Annotated in this window: 17 protein-coding genes; 3 read left to right on the top strand and 14 right to left on the bottom strand. The window is 37.3% G+C overall.

Annotation, left to right across the window (positions count from 1 at the left end):
• The first annotated feature begins 35 nt into the window (after positions 1–35).
• Positions 36–1,724, top strand: coding sequence for an AAA family ATPase (locus EPA86_RS02220; protein ID WP_140601422.1), 1,689 nt, complete (start codon positions 36–38; stop codon positions 1,722–1,724).
• 101 nt (positions 1,725–1,825) lie between these two features.
• On the opposite strand, the gene leuD is transcribed toward EPA86_RS02220, so the two are convergent.
• The 8 genes from leuD to EPA86_RS02180 all read right to left on the bottom strand — a co-directional run bounded on the left by leuD (position 1,826) and on the right by EPA86_RS02180 (position 11,408).
• Positions 1,826–2,422 carry a 3-isopropylmalate dehydratase small subunit gene (gene leuD / locus EPA86_RS02215; protein WP_140601420.1) on the bottom strand — a complete coding sequence of 199 codons (597 nt, stop codon included), beginning with the start codon at positions 2,420–2,422 and terminating at the stop codon, positions 1,826–1,828.
• A 19-nt stretch (positions 2,423–2,441) separates the two neighbouring features.
• Positions 2,442–3,857, bottom strand: coding sequence for a 3-isopropylmalate dehydratase large subunit (gene leuC, locus EPA86_RS02210; RefSeq protein ID WP_140601553.1), 1,416 nt, complete (start codon positions 3,855–3,857; stop codon positions 2,442–2,444).
• Between the two features lie 2 nt (positions 3,858–3,859).
• Positions 3,860–4,957, bottom strand: a complete 1,098-nt coding sequence (leuB, locus tag EPA86_RS02205) for a 3-isopropylmalate dehydrogenase (RefSeq protein WP_140601418.1) — start codon at positions 4,955–4,957, stop codon at positions 3,860–3,862.
• Positions 4,958–5,019: 62 nt separating this feature from the next.
• The gene (gene leuA, locus EPA86_RS02200) at positions 5,020–6,594 is read right to left on the bottom strand and encodes a 2-isopropylmalate synthase (protein WP_140601416.1); all 1,575 of its coding nucleotides are present in this window, start codon (positions 6,592–6,594) and stop codon (positions 5,020–5,022) included.
• Positions 6,595–6,925: 331 nt separating this feature from the next.
• Positions 6,926–8,437 carry a capsule assembly Wzi family protein gene (locus tag EPA86_RS02195; RefSeq protein ID WP_140601414.1) on the bottom strand — a complete coding sequence of 504 codons (1,512 nt, stop codon included), beginning with the start codon at positions 8,435–8,437 and terminating at the stop codon, positions 6,926–6,928.
• Between the two features lie 137 nt (positions 8,438–8,574).
• Positions 8,575–9,630, bottom strand: coding sequence for a CDP-glycerol glycerophosphotransferase family protein (locus tag EPA86_RS02190; RefSeq protein ID WP_140601412.1), 1,056 nt, complete (start codon positions 9,628–9,630; stop codon positions 8,575–8,577).
• A gap of 39 nt (positions 9,631–9,669) precedes the next feature.
• The gene (locus EPA86_RS02185; RefSeq protein WP_140601410.1) at positions 9,670–10,755 is read right to left on the bottom strand and encodes a glycosyltransferase family 4 protein; all 1,086 of its coding nucleotides are present in this window, start codon (positions 10,753–10,755) and stop codon (positions 9,670–9,672) included.
• 41 nt (positions 10,756–10,796) lie between these two features.
• Positions 10,797–11,408 (bottom strand): TIGR04211 family SH3 domain-containing protein, encoded by a 612-nt coding sequence (locus EPA86_RS02180; protein WP_140601408.1) that lies wholly within the window; start codon positions 11,406–11,408, stop codon positions 10,797–10,799.
• A gap of 141 nt (positions 11,409–11,549) precedes the next feature.
• On the opposite strand from EPA86_RS02180, the gene EPA86_RS02175 reads away from it, so the two are divergent.
• Together EPA86_RS02175 and EPA86_RS02170 are read left to right on the top strand one after the other, a co-directional pair.
• Complete coding sequence (locus EPA86_RS02175; protein WP_140601406.1) at positions 11,550–13,202, top strand: CYTH domain-containing protein; 1,653 nt, start codon at positions 11,550–11,552, stop codon at positions 13,200–13,202.
• Complete coding sequence (locus EPA86_RS02170; protein ID WP_246058211.1) at positions 13,203–14,147, top strand: L,D-transpeptidase family protein; 945 nt, start codon at positions 13,203–13,205, stop codon at positions 14,145–14,147.
• 270 nt (positions 14,148–14,417) lie between these two features.
• Here the strand turns inward: EPA86_RS02170 and EPA86_RS02165 are convergent, their stop codons facing one another.
• The 6 genes from EPA86_RS02165 to EPA86_RS02140 all read right to left on the bottom strand — a co-directional run bounded on the left by EPA86_RS02165 (position 14,418) and on the right by EPA86_RS02140 (position 18,924).
• Positions 14,418–14,678 (bottom strand): Lpp/OprI family alanine-zipper lipoprotein, encoded by a 261-nt coding sequence (locus EPA86_RS02165; protein ID WP_246058209.1) that lies wholly within the window; start codon positions 14,676–14,678, stop codon positions 14,418–14,420.
• Positions 14,679–14,788: 110 nt separating this feature from the next.
• Entirely contained in the window at positions 14,789–15,118 is a 330-nt protein-coding gene (locus EPA86_RS02160; protein ID WP_140601404.1) for a hypothetical protein, read from the bottom strand.
• 53 nt (positions 15,119–15,171) lie between these two features.
• On the bottom strand, positions 15,172–15,813 hold the full coding sequence (locus EPA86_RS02155) for a hypothetical protein (RefSeq protein ID WP_140601402.1): 642 nt from the start codon (positions 15,811–15,813) through the stop codon (positions 15,172–15,174).
• Positions 15,814–15,892: 79 nt separating this feature from the next.
• Positions 15,893–16,582, bottom strand: a complete 690-nt coding sequence (locus EPA86_RS02150; protein WP_140601400.1) for a PspA/IM30 family protein — start codon at positions 16,580–16,582, stop codon at positions 15,893–15,895.
• 44 nt (positions 16,583–16,626) lie between these two features.
• On the bottom strand, positions 16,627–17,040 hold the full coding sequence (locus EPA86_RS02145) for a YjfI family protein (RefSeq protein ID WP_140601398.1): 414 nt from the start codon (positions 17,038–17,040) through the stop codon (positions 16,627–16,629).
• 189 nt (positions 17,041–17,229) lie between these two features.
• The gene (locus EPA86_RS02140; RefSeq protein ID WP_140601396.1) at positions 17,230–18,924 is read right to left on the bottom strand and encodes a polyamine aminopropyltransferase; all 1,695 of its coding nucleotides are present in this window, start codon (positions 18,922–18,924) and stop codon (positions 17,230–17,232) included.
• Positions 18,925–18,966: the final 42 nt, after the last annotated feature.

Here is an 18,966-nt window from a genome sequence, read left to right as displayed (position 1 = left end):
TTCTTCCTTTCTATAAATAATTGTTAGCTTTGGTTATGTATCGTAATTTCTTCGCGCTAAGCGAATTACCTTTTTCCATTTCTCCTGATCCTAAATACCTTTTCATGAGTGAAAGACACCGTGAAGCATTAGGTCACCTTACCTATGGTTTAGCAGAGACAGGTGGCTTTGCATTATTAACAGGTGAAGTGGGTACAGGAAAAACCACGGTAAGTCGTTGTTTAATGGAGCAGTTACCTGAAAATACTCAAGTGGCATTCATTCTAAACCCTACCTTATCGAGTCAAGAGCTGCTGGCGACTATCTGCGATCAATTAAAGATCAAATACCGAAAAACTGGTGCAACGTCTAAAACTTTGACTGATAAGATCTCAGAGAAGTTACTGAAAAATCATGAGCAAGATATCAACACTTTGTTAATCATTGATGAAGCGCAACATCTAGAAGCTGAGGTATTAGAACAATTAAGGTTATTAACAAATTTAGAAACCAATACTAAGAAATTGCTACAAGTCATTTTAATTGGCCAACCTGAACTCCAGCAATTATTGCAACGACGTGATTTAAGGCAGTTAGCCCAACGGTTAACAGCACGCTACCACTTGCTACCGTTAACTAAGCAAGAATTAAAACAATATATAAATCATCGCCTATCGGTTGCGCAGTGTCATCGCTCTTTGTTTAGTGATGGTGCTATCAACAAAATTCATCAATTCTCTCAAGGTATCCCGAGGCTGATTAACTTGTTGTGTCATCAAGCATTGATGTTGGCATACAATAAAAATGAAAGTTTAGTAAGTAAGAAAACCATTGTTGAAGCGGCTAAGCAGGCGCTTGGAGATGAGTTTCATCAACAAAAAAATGAAGGTAGTGCATTATGGCTTAAAGCGATAGCAGCTTCATCAATGCTTTTTGTAGTGTTAGTAGCTGGATTTTGGTGGGGAAATACTACTAAAAATCAGCAGCTTGTTAGCCATACGACCCTTAGTGGTGATAATGAGCCAACTGAGCTAGCAGTTAATAAAAGTGCTGTAAAAGCGAAGGTCGATGAAACAGCAGAGGCTGCTAGTTTAGCAGTTGAATCAACTGATAACGTGAATATTACCGGTCAAGCGCAAGAGGCTCAATCGAATGTGATTAATAGTCACACAGTCAATGAAACACAACCGCAAGTTGAGCAAAAGCTAACGAAGCTTATGCAAACTGAGTTGAAGCAAGCTAATTCATCAGAGCCTTTAGTGAATGATACTGCAGATGCAACAACACCGCTTGGTGGTGAGTCAAATAAGGTAGCCAAGCAAGCTGAGCAGTTAATTATCAATGGCGAGAAAAAAATAACCAAGCCAGTAGATTTTAGTGATAGCGCAGATACCCTTAACGACATTGATGGCGTTTCGCCTGAATTACTGGCGTTGTTTAAAGAGGCGGTAAATGAAACTGAAGATGAAAGTACAGCCAATGAGTCTAAATATATCCCCTCAAATGAACAGGTTAAGCCCATTACTCAAATGCCTAATTGGGTGCAAAATGGTGTACCTAGCTTAAACTTTGAGCAACATATTTATGCTTCAGATGGCGAAGGTTGGGTAACGGTTAATGGTAGAGATCGTTATGAAGGTGATATGATCACTAATGATTTAAAGGTAAAAGCCATTTTACCGCAAAAGGTTATTCTGACTTATCGTGGTGAGACTTTTAGTTTGCCCGCGCTGACAAATTGGTAACGTGCTTTATTTTGCTTTGTAATTATAAAAAACCGCATTAACTTATTAACACGTAATGCGGTTTTTAATTTAAACATCAACAATTAAGTGATGATATTATGCTATTGCCAAGCAGGCATTTTTGCTTCGAATGCTTCAATAATATCAAGCTTGTTTAACGTCCAACCCACACTGTCCACACCTTCTTCAAGGCTATATTGTTGAAATTTACTTAAGCTGAAACTAAAGCTAATATCGCCACAACTGACCGTATTATTGGGTAAATCTATCTCTAAGGTTAACTCACCTTGAGCAGATTTTTGAAATAACTGTTCAATCTCATCCTCAGTTAACTTAATAGGTAAAAGGCCTATATTAATGCAGTTACCATAGAATATATCAGCAAAGCTTGGTGCGATAATTACTTTAAAACCAAACTCTTCAAGTGCCCAAGGTGCATGCTCACGACTTGAGCCACAACCAAAGTTTTCTCTAGCGAGTAAAATGCTTGCGCCTTGATATTCTGGTTTGTTAAGCACAAATTCTGGATTTGGCTCTTTACCTGCGCTGTCTAAATAACGGCTGTCATGAAATAAATGTACGCCAAAGCCAACACGTTCAGTTTTTTGTAAAAATTGCTTTGGAATGATTTGATCAGTATCGACATTAGCAATATCTAATGGTGCAACTAAACCTGTGTGTTTGTTAAATTTTTCCATTGTTTTTTCCTACTAATGCTTATGCGTTTAAATCAACAAAGTGACCAGTTAATGCCGCTGCCGCAGCCATTTCAGGACTCACTAAGTGCGTCCGACTACCACGACCTTGACGACCTTCAAAGTTACGGTTACTAGTTGATGCGCAACGATCGCCTTCAGCAAGTACATCATCATTCATACCTAAACACATAGAGCAGCCAGGTAAGCGCCATTCAAAACCTGCATCAGTGAATATTTTATCTAAGCCTTCACTTTCAGCTTGCTCTTTTACTCGATATGAACCTGGTACTATGATGGCATCTACAGTGCTAACCACTTGGTGACCTTTTTCAACAAATGATTGCACTACACCTGCTGCAGCACGTAGGTCTTCGATACGGGAGTTAGTACAAGAGCCAATAAATACTTTGTTAACAGTAATATCAGTAATTTTGGTACCTGCAGATAGATCCATATAATTTAAAGCATTAACACAAGACTCTTTTTCAATAGGGTCAGCAAAATCATCAGGCGAAGGTACTACACCATCTATGCTTATCACTTGACCTGGTGTTGTCCCCCAAGTCACCTGTGCTTTAATATCTTTCGCTTCAAGGGTGATAACCTCATCGAAAACGGCATCATCATCAGATTTTAATTGTTTCCAGTCGGCAATGGCTTGTTCAAAGACTTCACCTTTAGGGGCATACTCTTTGCCTTTAACGTAGTCAAAAGTGGTTTGATCTGGTGCGATTAAGCCTGCTTTTGCACCGAATTCAATACTCATGTTACACACGGTCATGCGCTCTTCCATGCTCAGTGCTTCAATTGCTTCACCGCAGTATTCAACAACATAGCCTGTTGCGCCAGCACTACCTGTTTTACCAATAATAGCTAGTACAATATCTTTAGCGCTGATACCAGCACCAACTTGTCCTTTTACCTCAATCTTCATTGTTTTCGCTTTGTTTTGACGCAAAGTTTGCGTAGCAAAAACATGTTCAACTTCTGAGGTACCTATACCAAAGGCTAACGCACCGAATGCGCCGTGTGTTGCCGTATGTGAGTCACCACAAACAATAATAGTACCTGGCAATGTTAGCCCTAATTCAGGCCCCATAACATGAACAATACCTTGGTTTTTATGACCCATACCAAATAGTTTAATACCAAACTCTTTACAGTTTTTTTCTAATGCGCGTAACTGGTTTGCTGCGCCTTCACCTGCGGCATTAATTTCAATCGAGCGAGTTGAAATATTATGATCCATGGTGGCAATAGTACGCTCAGGGTGTCTAACTGGACGATTATGAAAACGTAAATTAGCAAAGGCTTGTGGAGAGGTTACTTCATGAATCAAATGTCTATCAACATAAAGTAGTGGCGTTTCACCAGCTTTATCTTCAACTAAATGGTTTTGCCATAGTTTTTCATACATAGTTAAGCCATTTGCCATGATTATGCCTCCTGTTGTTGCATGATTTGTTGGCAAATAAAGTCACCAACTTCGCTTGTTGTTTTGGCTTGCGATCGTTGATCACTCGGTAATAAATCGGCGGTTAAAATGCCGTGGTCTAATGAAGCTGCTACAGCTTTTTCGATGGCAGTTGCGGCATTACCTTGATTTAAGCTGTAACGTAACATTAAGGCTGCTGATAATATTTGCGCAATAGGGTTAGCAATGCCTTTACCAGCGATATCAGGTGCACTGCCTCCGGCAGGCTCGTACATGCCAAAGCCATCGGCGTTTAAGCTGGCTGAAGGTAATAATCCCATGCTACCTGTGATCATGGCGCAAATATCCGATAAGATATCGCCAAACAGGTTAGGGCATAGCATGACATCAAATTGGTTTGGATCGCGTACTAATTGCATTGCCGCATTATCTACGTATAAATGCTCATAGCTTACCTCTGGATATTCAACAGCAACTTCTTCAACGACTTGGCGCCATAGTTGACTCGTTGCCAATACGTTCGCTTTATCAACAGAAGTGACTTTGTTGTTACGTTTTTGTGCCGATTTAAAAGCTAAATGCGCAATACGCTTTACTTCACGACGAGAATAGAACATTGAATCAAAGCCTGTTTCTTCTTCGCCTTCACCACGGCGACCTTTGGGTTCACCAAAGTATATATCGCCTGTTAATTCGCGAATAACTAACACATCAAATCCTTGCTCTGAAATATCACTACGCAAGGTAGAAAGACTTGAAAGTGCAGGCTGTAATGTTGCTGGACGCATATTACAGAATAAATCAAAGTGGCCACGTAAACCTAATAATGCACAACGTTCTGGTTGTTCAGTAGGTGGTAAGTTGGCCCATTTAGGTCCACCAACAGAACCAAATAGAATGGCGTCACTGGCAATACAGCCTGCCATTGTTGATTCTGGTAAAGCGTTACCATGATTATCAATGGCAGCACCACCTACATCATAGTCTTGAGTTGTTATTTCGAAATTAAATTTTTCCGCGACAGTTGCAAGCACTTTTTTAGCTTCAACCATAACTTCAGGGCCGATTCCATCACCGGCTAAAATTGCTATGTTTGACATGATATTTATATAACCTTTTATTTTTAAAATCTTTGATGGCATTTCATGTGTGAAATACCTAATTAACCTTGCTGCTCTTGTCTGGCAGACTTAATATCGGCAATTGTGATTGCTCTATGAATACTGTTTAATGCATGGATTAGTGCTTGACCTGATGCTTCAATAACATCGGTAGCTAAACCGTATCCATGGAAGTTTCTTCCTTGCCAAGTGATCACTAAATCAGCTTGTCCTAAGCCATCTTCACCTGAACCTTTATTTGAAATTTTATAATCACTGACTTCAAACTCAACATCGACAGCTTGTTTAATTGCTTGATAAAGCGCATCAACAGGACCATTACCCGTAGCAGAATGAATGGTGTTGCTCTCTTCACCTGCAACTAATTTAATACTTGCAGTAGCAAACTCTCCATCACCACACTGAACATTTAACTTGGCTAATTGATAATGATCTTGTTGATCTTGCTGCTGAATATTGAACAATAGTGCTTCTAAATCATCATCAAAAACTTGGCCTTTTTTATCGGCAAGCTCTAAGAAATCAGCATATAACTGTTCAATGTTATAATCGCTTTCTTGATAACCTAAGCTTTCCATACGGTGCTTAATGACATGACGCCCACTGCGAGAAGTTAAATTTAATTTAGTTTTAGCAATACCAACACTTTCAGGTGTCATAATTTCATAGGTATTGCTCGCTTTTAACATACCATCTTGATGAATGCCTGAAGAGTGGCTAAAGGCGTTACCACCGACGATAGCTTTATTTAACTGTACTGGCATATTACAAATAGTGCTGACTAATTTTGACGTACGGGCAATTTCTTGATGATTAATGTTTGTTTTTACCCTTAATAATGATTCGCGAGTTTTCATTATCATGGCAACTTCTTCTAATGAACAGTTACCTGCTCGTTCACCAATACCATTAACGGTACATTCAATTTGTCTTGCACCTGCTTGTACGGCTGCCATTGAGTTAGCAACGGCTAGCCCTAAATCGTTGTGACAATGCACAGAAATAATGGCCTGATCAATATTAGGTACGCGATTAAATAAATTACTAATAATACCTTGGAATTCAAATGGTAAAGTATAGCCAACGGTATCTGGGATATTGACCGTAGTAGCACCGGCTTTAATGGCTCCTTCAACCATGCGGCACAAGTTGTCAATTGGGGTACGTCCAGCATCTTCACATGAGAACTCAACATCGTCGGTAAATTTTCTTGCGTACTTAACGGCATGAATGGCCATTGCTTCTACATCACTAAAATCTTTACGTAGTTTCTGCTGAACATGGACATCTGATGTGGATATAAAGGTATGAATTCTAAATTGATCGGCAACTTTTAATGCGTTAGCACAAGCATCAATATCAGCTTCCATAGCACGAGCTAAGCCACATACGCGAGCATTCTTTATAGTACGAGCAATTTGTTGAACTGATTCAAAATCACCAGGAGATGACACGGGAAAGCCTACTTCCATCACATCAACACCAAGGCGCTCTATTGCTTGGGCTATTTGTAATTTCTCATGTACTGAAAGGCTAGCATTTAATGCTTGTTCGCCATCTCTTAAGGTGGTGTCAAAAATAATGACTTGATCATTGCCTGCTTGTGCTGTGCTCATCTTTTTGTCCTTTATTTCAATAATTCTTTTCATTGTGTGCTAATCGTGCGGACATAAAAAACCCGCGGTGTTTAGCGCGGGTTCTTATTAAATTCTGCTTTGTTTAGTAAATATAAAAATTAAGCATGATTAACCGAGCCGCGCATTGATAATGCGAGGAGGAGGTTAAGGGTAATGTGCTTAATAATTGTGGTCATTTTATTAACTTAAAATCTGTAAATTGTATAAAATTTTTCTTTATTCACTTTAGATGTATATTAATAGCGCATTTCGTTTGTAGCTGTCAATAACTTAATGTTTTAACACTATGGTAAAGGGCTATATTCTATCGCTAGAGGTTATATTCAACTGTAAATGAAGCATTAATATCAGTTTCTTTATCGAGATCATTTTTAAAAGTTGATTGGCTGATATCAGCACCAAGGGTAAAGCGCCAATTTTTATAGTTGTGTTGAACACTACTAGATAGCATGACCATTTCTTCAGCAATACTAGTTAAAGGGTTACCAATGATAGGATCATCAGGAGCTTTATCACTATTATCGTAATTAAGATCTAAATAATGAAATTTTGTGGTTAAACGAGTATTTGTATTTATTTGTGATATCGCACCTAAGACAATACTTTTTGCATCGTTATCATATAAATTGCCTATGGTTCTTCCCTCAAAACGCATGCCTGTTTTGTAGATATGATGTTCATAGTAACAGTTTCCGATACCTGCTCCGGTATTACAATCTCCATAACTATCGGTAATTTCTAAGAATACAGTACTAGGGTTTGAAAATATGTCTATATGCATATCAAAGCCCCCTTGAACTTCAGCCTTAGTGACCATTTTTAAGCCACCTTCGTTGGCGCCATCTTCAGCATAGTATTGCCCATAGAGTCCCATTTGAGTATCAAATAGGTTGAAAGAGTAGCGCATATCCCAACCTGCTTGTTGATTTCCTGGTTCATTATTACCTGAGCAATCTAATCCACCGGCACCACAATTATCTTTACCTATTAGCACATTCCAAAAAGTTTTTAGATCCTGAGGTCTGCCTTCTCCCCCCCATTGAGCGATTCGAGTAATACCGAATTCTAAGTTTTTAAGAGGTTTAAAATTAAAGCGAAAGCCCCATAACAATGTATCTTTTACTACTCTAGTATCATCCATTTTTCCCATAAACGTTGTGACAGTCCATGGCATTTGATGTTCGGTAAAGGGGACGGTGATTGGCTCTGCTGATTTTCTTGTTAATGCAAGGGCAGTTATAGGTCTGGCATTATTTGTTAAGCTTAAGCTGGTATCCCATGTTGGACCGAACCAGCGATCTTGCTTGCCGACAGAAACCACCCAGTTACCTAAAAAAGCGGCAAGGTAGCTATTATCCCAGCGCTTTTTATCACTTTTATTTTCAGCATCAGGGTAATAACTAAAAGATACATTACTCGCAATGTTGCCTATCATGGTTGATGTTTGTATTTGTAAGCTATTGGTTTCTCTGAAACTATCACCAAAGCTAGTAAAACGAGTGTCTTCAACACCCACTTGGCCTTTAATTCTGACTTGATTACGTTTAGCTAACTTAAATTGATGCTTGATGTAGTAAAAAGCATTTTGTTGTTGCTTCGTTAACGCTGCAGCATGCAAAGACTTTATATCTCGATTAATGTCGTGCCACATTAACGGGTAAGTCGTTGTAGGCGTGGTGATAAAGCCAGCGTCAGCAAGAAGTTGAATATTGGCTTTTAAGTAAATGTCTGAGGTATCAATCCATGGCTCGGCTTTTACAGTGGTAATGCACATTAAGCTTAAAGAAACCAAGACAGTAGAAAAGGAAATATGTTTAATCATGAAAATTATAAACTTGCATTAATGCTAGCCAGAGCAGTAGATGAATAGTTAAGAAAATTAAAAAAAACTATTATACGGATTTTCAAATGTGATGCTCGAAAAATCACCTTAGAAACGTATAAAAAATGTAACTTCTGTTAAAAGCCCCAGTATTTAAGTTTCTTTCTCAATTTTAAGTTGCGCAGTAAATTAAGCGGCTTACGGTGTGTATTAGGCGTATTTAATTTGTCTTCTACGGCGTCTATCACGCGAGCACTCGATTTGCCATCATTATAAGGGTGTGTAACTTGACTAAATTGAGTTATTTTCTCCATTAAAGCTTTGGGGTGTGTTAATGCTTCGCTAATTGCAGACTCAATTTCATTTTCATCATCAACGTTAATTAGATGTTCTAGACCGTCAGGGTTTCTGAAAGTAACTACAGGTTTATTTAATAAGATAAAGTCGGTGATCATAGAAGAGAAGTCAGCCAACATGATGTCGGCTTTTTCCATATAAGGGATTAAATTATCTGTTTCAATAAAGGTTAAATTTTCATGCTGAATGGCCTTGTAGTCATCTACAATATTTTGAGCCATTTTGGGATGAAAAGTGACCCACCACTGCCAAGGACTATCTTTAGAAAGCCTTTCTATTGTTTTCAATAAAGCAGGTGCTTGAGTAATACGAGGTGAAAAAGTAGAACTAAACAACACGATGGGTTTGCCAGTTATTTTTTCTGTTATTTCACTGCCTGATTTTAATGCTTCATTATAGTAAGGGTCCATTTGGCAAAAGCCTGTTTCAACGACATCAAAATATTTATGCTTTTTGGCAAGCTTTTTAAAATGAGTAGTTGAACTTGGTCCATGCGTACAGTAAAGATCGAAACAATCGCGAATAATAAAGAAGTAGTTTTCACCGTCTTTTTGACGTTGTTTACCGCCTATAAAGCCATGAAATAGTGATATTTTTATTCCTGGAATAAAAGCTGGTGCAAGGTTGCCCGGTAAAAATACGGCAACTGGGTTATAAGCTTTGACCTCTTCAACACTATTCAACGTTTCTTCATTGTCTTTAAAATAGTGAGTATTGACATTGTTGCCTTCAACAAACCATTTAACCTGATCACCACGCTTTAATATTTCAGCTTGCAGTGGGCGAAGAATTTTAAATGAGTAGTTTTCTGATAAATAAAATAAGTAATTTTTCATCGGTAAAGAGTTCAATGTATTTAAGCAGTCGGTTTAGACTTATTTTATCATGCTTTGAAAAAAGCTTTGCATATCATCAACAGTTTTTTGGTGAGACATTTTTGTTTGAATTGTCTTCACTGCATTTTCGTTGAGTCGCTCTAGTGTTTCAGGAGAGTTATACAAATAGCGAATTTTATCAGCTATAGCTTTACCATCTCTTAAAGGCACGATATAACCATTTTTATCATCAGTTATTACTTCAGTTGGGCCGCCACAATTAGAGGTAATAACCGGTGTGCCGTATGATAATGACTCTAAGATTGCTCTTGATAGACCTTCTCTTATGGAAGGGAGCACTAATACCTGACAGGCTCCAGCTAATTGAGGAACATCATTTCTAAAGCCTGGTTGTATTATATGTTGGCTCATGCCAGTTGCTTCAATTTGACTCTGAAAAGGATCGCAGTTAAAACCATCACCGACTAAAAGTAGTTTGAAATGATTTAAATCTTTTAAATAACTTGTGGCTTCAATCATATATTGCATGCCTTTATAGTCTCGAGCACTGCCAACACATAACACAGTGAAGTCATCATCATTGATACCAAATTCTGTTAAGGTACCTGCTGGCTTATCATACCAAGTGAGATCATGCCCCTTATAAATGGTTGTTACATAGGGCAAGATTGCTTTTCTAACTTTTGTTACAACATTGGTTTTTACCGCATCTGACAAGCAGATATAGCCATCAATTCTCGGGTGAAGGGTACATAAATAGTTACTTGGATCTGTTTTATACATACCGCCCATTGTGCCACGGTAGGCAATCATCTTAGCTTTTGTGCCTATACAGGCAAAGGCCGCATTTGGGATGCCACTTGATTCTGTGGCATAGACTATGTCTATTTTATGTTGCTTAATATATTGGTGAATTTGTTTTATAACGGAAAAACTGTGCTTTTTAAGTGACGCGAGCTCTATGATAGTTAGCCCTGCAGCTTGGTATTTATCGTAATAAGCATTTTCTTTGCAAGTAAATAACGTTAACTCATGGCCGGCTTTCGCTAAACTGATGTAGCACTCAGCTTCAGGTCGCACAGCATTAACGGAACGACCTCTGTTGGGGATGACTAATATTTTCATTGTTGGTTACGCTTTAATTGTGCTTTAGTAGCGTAGAAGTATTATTGCCAGCTATCTAGAGAGCTTCTACGGCGGCCAAAGAATTTAGGGAGAATTAAACCAAGTAATAAACCAACACCTAAAACGGCGGCGCCCATATAGAACCATTGCTTTTTAATATTGGTATCTTGATCTTTTAGTTTACTTTGAGTGTTGTTGAGTGTTCTTTCTAATTGAGCAGTTTCTTTAGTTAAAGTTGCATTTTGTGTTTCTAAATCTACAATTGTTGCTTTAAGCGCATTTACTTCACCATCTAGTTGACTTGAGAACTCTTGGTTTGTAGCAATTTTGTTATTCAACTCAGTCACGGTAAACCTTAACCCTGGTTTATCAGTAATATACTTTGATTCTACCCATGTGGTTCTATTTTTATCATCAATAATTTCACTATAGCCTTTATCACTATTACCCGTTATTTGAATTTGAGTACCTGCAGTTATAGTGCCTAAAATACGATAGTTAGTACCTGGGCCAGCATGCATGAAAATTGTTAAGTCATCAGAAATAAAGCCTGATTGGATTTCTGGTGCGGACTCAAGCTCTTCAGCATGTACAAACATAGTTGATGAAAGTGAGATAAAAAGACACGCAAGAACTCTAACAACGTTTTTCATGAAACTACCAAGTATTAAAATAAACCATTAAAGACAAGATATTATGTGTTTGTAGCTTAGTTGGCAAGTTAAATGATTCGCTTGGTATCTTCTTTATCACAAGGTATGCTGTAGTTGTGATAACTTACTTTTAAAAGCAAAATGAGCACAGAAATAGAACTAAAGTATTTATTGTTTGATGATCAGCATGAAGAGCACAGCCAAGACGTTGCTGATGTAATTTCTAAGTTATTGTCAGATAACAATATTAGCTACACTCAGCAAAAAAAATATTTGACCAATCGTTACATTGATACACCTGATTTAGCTTTGCGTAAAATGGATATTGGTTTGCGTGTCAGAGGAATCCAATTAGGTGACAATCATTGCCAATATGAACAAACCATAAAAACCTCTGGTCAAGTGGTAGGTGGTTTACATAAAAGACCTGAATATAATGTTGATATAGCTGATGAACAGGTCAATCTTTCACTTTTTCCTCAAGAAATTTGGCCTGACGGTGCTAATGTAGATGTGTTACAAAATAGTATCGTGAGTATGTTTAATACGCACTTTACTCGTATTACCTGGTTAATAACCTATCAAGAGGCTGTTATTGACTTAGCCTATGATCAAGGTGAAATTAATTGTGATGGTTTTAATGACGTTGAAATTATCCATGAATTAGAGCTTGAGCTTCAGCAAGGTGAAACACAAGCTTTGTTTGGATTTGCCAAGCTGTTAATGAGTAAAGTATCAATGCGCTCTGGTCGGTTAAGCAAAGCCGCACGTGGTTATCAGCTGGCGGCTAAGTATGAAGAGCAAGAGTCTTCGATGGGTCTTGCAACCAAAGCAGCGAAAAAAGTCTTGTTAAAAAGTGATAAACAACATCACGAAGCATTAGAAATTATGCCCATGAAACAAGTGAAGACAATTTCTACTGCTTTTTACCATGGTGTTGAATTTTCCTTGGAAAAAATTCAGCAGCAAATAGATGCTTATGTCGAACAGCCTTCTTTAAATGTGTTAAGTAAATTAAACGAACTATTTGTTTTATTACGGCAAGGTTTCTGGCTTTTTGATAAATATTTATCACCAGAATTAATAAAGATCAGAGATGAGTTAACTTACTTTAGCCGAGTAACACATTGGGTTGATAATGCGCTGCATTTACAAGAACTCACCACCAAATCAGGAGTTTACCGTAAAAAAATTGCTCATAGTGAAGCCTTAATTGAAAAATTAAAGTTAGAGCAGAGACGCTACCCTAATATTGAGCAAATGTTAGTTTTACTTACCAGTGAGCGTATTAACCAACTTCAGTTGTCATTACTTAATGTATTAATAGAGAAAAAAGCCATCACACACTCAGAAGAATCAAACCAAGATGCTTCTGCTATTAAACTCGCAAACTTTGCAGAGCATGGATTAGCTAAAGCACTTAATGACTTAAAAACAGAAATTGCTAATTTTAGCGATAATAATGCATTAACAAGCAAAGATTATTTAGCATTATATCCATTGTTGATTAGAAGCTTGTTAACGGGTAGCTGGTTTATTTCGTTATTTAACAAGGAAGAAAATAATTCACTGTTATCTGAAAAGCAGAAGGTTTACCGTGTAGCTTGGTTAGACATAAAACAAGGCATTAGCGAGTTACAAACCTTATATTTATTACAACAACAGTTAGATATGTTACCCATAAAACAAGAAAAGTTAGCAAATTGGTTAAATGCTAAAGTTGACAATTTGTTAGAGGCAATAGAGCAATCTAAAGATAATGCTTTGTCGATTACTCCATATTGGCAAGGGTAAATGAATATGAAATTAATGAAAGAGTTTTTTGCTACCTTTGTCATTATCAATACAGTAAGCCTGCTTTTAGCATGTAATGTATTGGCGGCTGAGTATGATATTCCTGAAGGAAAGCAACGGTTAATTGGTCAGATACAGTACCATCAAGTTGAACAAGGTGATTTCTTTCAAAAAATAGCAGAGCAATATAATGTTGGTTTTTTAGCCTTGCTTGCAGCAAACCCAAGTATTGATCCCTTTTTACCTGAGGTTGGCACGCGAGTTGTTATTCCTTCAGCTATGTTATTACCCTTTATTAAACAAGAAGGTATTGTGGTTAATTTGCCTGAGTTAAGGCTTTATTATTTTGAACCTGATAAGAACAAAGTACATGTATTTCCTGTTGGAATAGGTCGACAAGGACTTGCAACCCCTAAAGCAACAAGTTATATCAGCGAGAAGAGAAAAGACCCAGTTTGGCGACCTACCAAAGCTATGAAAGAGCGGTATTTAAAAGAAAAAGGGGTAGTGTTAGCTAATGAAGTACCACCAGGAGCAAACAACCCCTTTGGAAAGTATGCCTTAAGGTTAGGTACCAGTGAATACTTAATTCATGGTACCAATAAACGTTTTGGTATTGGTATGAGAGCAAGCTCTGGCTGCATTCGGATGTATGATGATGATATAAAATGGCTCTATGATAATGTCGCTTTGCAAACAAGAGTAAGAATCATCGATCAACCGATCAAAATGTCTTATGAAAATGGTCAAAGGCAGTTAATTGAAATCCATGAGCCGCTAACAGAAGAACCAGGGAAGCAGACAATTAAACTGGCCAATGCAGTGCAACGTTTTGTTGGTTCGAACAGAAATTATTGGCATCAGCTTGTGCCGGTTATTGAAAAACCGACAGGCTTGGTTATTGAGTTAGAGGAAGGTGAACAAGATGAAGGTAAAACTTACTAGCCTCAACTCGGGGTAAGAATTTAGCTAGCGATTTAAATTATATATAAATTTATATTTATCATTATTCTAGCTTGGCGATATTTCTTAATACAAGGAAAATTAGTGCGCCAATAGCTAGTCCATTGCAAACTAATTTAACGCTGTAGTAAGGAAAATAGATTGCTAGAAAGCAAGTTGTTATCCCGAGTTGAGGTTTACTAGCACTTTTAACATTAAGCCCAAAAAAAGCACTCAATGAGTGCTTTTTTTGGGTATTTAGCAAACTAAATACTATTTTTTATATGAAGAAACGACGTTATCAATTCTATCATTTGCTTTTTTAGCATCGTTTAGCGCTTGCTCTGCAGCATCTTTGGCAGCTTTTGCATCTTTACTGATCGCTTTTTGCTGTGCTTCTAAATTAGCTACTTGCGTTGATAAAGCATCAACCTTATTGGTTAATGTCGAAATATTCTCTTCTAATGCGCTGGTATTAGAACAACCTGTTACTGCTGCGGCAAAGGCAACAATTGCAATTTTTTTCATTAACATAATGATATCCCTAATGTTGTTATTTATTTGTAACCGATTCAATTATGGCATAAAAACGCATTGATGCATAAAAAAGATTCTTAGCTAATAAAATAGCTCAAAGGGATAATTTACTCTGAGCTTTCATTTGAGACATAGCTAATTAAGTCATCCATGAGCTTCTTTTTAATTTCAAGCTGTTGGTCAATTTCTAAGCCATATTTCTCAGCAAGAATTTCATAATCACTGGCAGCAAGACTAACAGTCAAGCGTGGACGTTTAGGACGTTTATTTATAGGCAGACCTAGAATATCACGTATTTGATCTGATGGGCTCAACCCCGCTTCTAGAGCTTGCTTTCGAATTGATAGCTGGATTTTTTCATCCATATCAAAAGCAACTTGCACAGCTTTCATTGCTTTAACTGATGATTGCCACTTATCAGGTATTTTTCTACTCATGGTGTTTTCTCAGGTTGAAAAAGGCGAATATTAGCTCGCCACTTATTAACACATTAACTGGCAGGGTACATATCAATTATATCAGTTAATGGTCTAAATAACGTTAAACAGACTTCAGTATCGCCATCATCCCACACTTCAATATCGATACCTTTGCTTTGATCTTTGTTATATAAAACATACTGCTCAAACTGTTCACCACTGTCTTTGCCTTCATAGGATGATAGATTCTCGCTACGGTGATCTTTGCGATGAAAGTAACCAACTTTTGCAAAAGTACTTTGCTGATATTGTTCACTAGACCAATGGCTAGTAAGTGCGTTGTCGACTTTTCTGTCTAAAAAGGCTTGCCCTGGCTCATCAAAGATTTCTGAGAAGCTATCTAAATCAAATAAGGTTTCTACGTCTTCGTGGGATATTTTTATTGAGAACTTTAATTCAGTGGTATCTTCAACGTCTAGAGAGAGAAATATTTCTACGCTATTGGTGCCAAGTAATTGCCATTCAGTTTGCACTGTATGCTCGAATTCATAACTATTAATGGCTTTTACTTGGAACTGTTGTCCACGTAATGTCTCAGGCAGCGCAAAGCTGTCAGTTAACACTATGATATCACCAAGGAGTAATTGATTAACTTGAGTTAGTTTTCGCTCACTCTTCTTTTCTTTATTAAATAGTTTATTCAGAAAGCTCATTATTCAACCTTTATTAAGACATCGAATACAACAAAACGAGCTAGTTACCTAGCTCGTTTATTTTTACAAAAATAATTAATTATTTTTGTTTGGCTTTAATGCGGTCAAGCACAGAATTTGCACTGCTATCTTGAGCGCCAATACCTGCTGCTTTTAATTGTGCTGCAAGTGACACATCAGAATCTTCTGATTCAAGCATTTCAGCGGCTTTCATTTTATCATCAAACTTTTGCTGTTTTGCTTTAATACGTTCTAAAGAATCTTTCGCACTCAGTAACTTTGAGTTACTAGAAGAAAAGTTATCAGTAATTGCAGACGTTGCTTTTTGTACACTTTCAGTAGTCTTTACCATTGAAAGTTGACGCTTATGCTCGGCTACTTGACGTTCACTCTTCTTAACTAATTCTTTAAGTCTATCGGCATTGCCAGTATAACTAGCTAATGCTTGCTGTTGTGTTGCTAGTTCGCTTTCTAAAGTAGCAATTTTTTCAGCTACAGCTAAAGCTAATGCTTCATCGCCTTTCTCTAGCGCTTGTCCAGCATAACCTTCATGTTCAGCAATTTCACGGTTTAAACGTTCAACGTCACGTTGAGCTGCCATTTGTTCAGCAACAACACCTGTTAAATCACGCTTTGCTTTTGTTAAGTGATTTTCTGCATCACGAATTTCTTGCTCAAAAATACGGGTAGCATTTGCGTCAATAATCGCTTCACCAGCTTCAGAAGCACCACCACGAACCGCTGTCATAATCTTTTTAAATATACTCATCTTTTTCTCCAAATAAGTTAACCAAAACTAGAGGCTTATGCTATTTAGTTTAAGTAATCACTCATATCATCAATAACTTCAAGGGCATTGTTACTTAGCACCGCTAGTTCATGTTCAACATCTGAATAGCTTGAGTTGATTGATAGTGCGCCAAAAATAACGTATTTATCACCAATTTTTGAGAAAGATGATAAAGGCATCGGAATGTTCATTTCCAACATGCTTTCATGCATAGCTGCAATAGAGTCGCTTTTAACTTCATCAACTCCCCATAAGTAGCTAATGCATAGAATTTGATCTTCAGTAACCGATACAAATACTGGGATTTCTTCACGGCCAATAATACTAATTTGCAGTACATCAACTTCGCCTGAGATTGGTTGACAATCAAAGCTCATCCCTGTGTCTGAATTATCTGCCAAACTGTTTAAATGATCGGCTATAGTATGAATATTCATGTATTTCCTATCCTTATTGTAAATAAACTTACCCATAAAAATTGATTCAATTGAATGAGTAAGTATCGATGACATATTATGTCGTCTTGGTTAAATTTAACACTCTGACATATTATGTCAAGCGCTCAATTGTGATTATTTTAAATTAATTTGTTATTAAAACTTGCTGTCGATTTTTTCTGTTATTTATTATTCATTTAAGCCTTGTTGATCTTTCCATGCATTTTGATGTAATTGATAGATAGTATGACTGCCTAAAGTATTTTCTTTAATTTCATCGATGTTTTTATAAAATCCTCTCGGAAAGATAAAAGCTGCTTTCAATGTTTCAAGGTTTAGCCATTTATGCTCTTCATTAAGCTGAGTAAGCTTTTGTAATCTCACTAATGGGCTAGCCCCATTTTTAGCGGCGATAGTCCAGCCCCATTCGCCAAAGCTTGGCACATTATCATGATACTGTTCAACATGAGCAAAACCTGCAGCTTTTACTGTCTTGCCAATAGAGATGAAAGTGTCTTTAGCATGATAGGGGCTAGTTGATTGTATTGAAATCAAGCCATCACCTGAAAGCAATTGATTTAGTCTAGCGTAAAAATTGACTGAATAAAGTTTATTTAGATCAGGGTGACTTGGATCGGGTAAATCAACGATGATGCTATCGAACACTTGCCCTTTTTTAATTAACTCATTTATTTCGATAAAGGCATCAGCTCTTTTAATGGTTAGTCGCTTGTCTTGAAGGCTTGCTTTATTTAATTTGATAATATTCTCTGCTAAAGCATTTTCAACATGCTGATGAGGATTTTGGAAAATATCAATAAGCTCACTATCTAAATCAACTAAAGTAACGCTCTTAGGATCATAAGTTAAAATATCTCGTAAGGCTAAGCCGTCACCACCACCAATAATTAAAATATGTTCTTGCCTTGCTGAACCTGCTAACGCGGGGGCAACTAGATAGTCATGGTATATATGCTCATCTATTGATGAAAACTGTAAACGGCCATTTAAATAAAAATTGATGATGCTGCTGTTTTCAAGTCCCATATATCGATGAGTAAAAGTAAGTTGTTGATATCGAGTTTTTTGCGTATGAACGACTTTATCTAGATACAATAAGCTATTCATTTGGTTTAGCCATTGATTACCATAATTAAACATGATGATAATGATAAGTGCTAAGGCAATATGTAAACTAACAAAGGTCTTTTTCCAGGATAACCTTTGCCAATAACGCATAATAAAAAAAGTACCTGCGACAAGGTTTAAACTTGCCGTTAAGGCTGCCGCCTTACTGATATCAATGCTTAATAAAAATAATACCCAAATCGCTGCTCCTATACCGGCACCGACATAGTCAGCACCATAAATAGTCCCTAAGTTATTAACGAGGTGTTTTTGATGAATATCTTCACGAATACGTGCAATGAGAGGGATTTCCATGCCAATGAAAAAGCCCAGCAATACACCAAACAAATAGGGCGTTTTCATCGCTAGCCAATTTAATTGTTTAAAGATGCCACCTTTGGGTAACATATCAGGTGGCATGGCAAACATGTCAGCAATTAAATGAGGAAAGATTTGGGTGATAGCAATTAAGCCGCCAATGAGTAAAATTGAAATACTGCCTAAACAGGCAATCATTAATTCTAGCCAAACAAAGCCATTAAAAGCGCACTTTACTTTACGGGCTGCAAAAGCACCGAGCCCCATTGAAACAATCATTAGGCCTATCATAGTGTAGATAGTGCTTTCCATTACACCGAGTACTCGACCTGCGTAGTGGGAGAGTAAGTATTCATAAACAAGACCACAGCCCGCAAGCACTGCCATTGTTAAAATGAGTAAAGTATCGTCGAGGTAGAAGCTTTTTTTGCTCGTCATAAGTGTTGTTAAATAAACTGTATTAAAGAAAATGATTGTGTA

Source organism: Litorilituus lipolyticus, from assembly GCF_006439335.1.
Lineage (GTDB): Bacteria > Pseudomonadota > Gammaproteobacteria > Enterobacterales > Alteromonadaceae > Colwellia > Colwellia lipolytica.
This window is presented reverse-complemented; position numbering and strand designations above follow the sequence as displayed.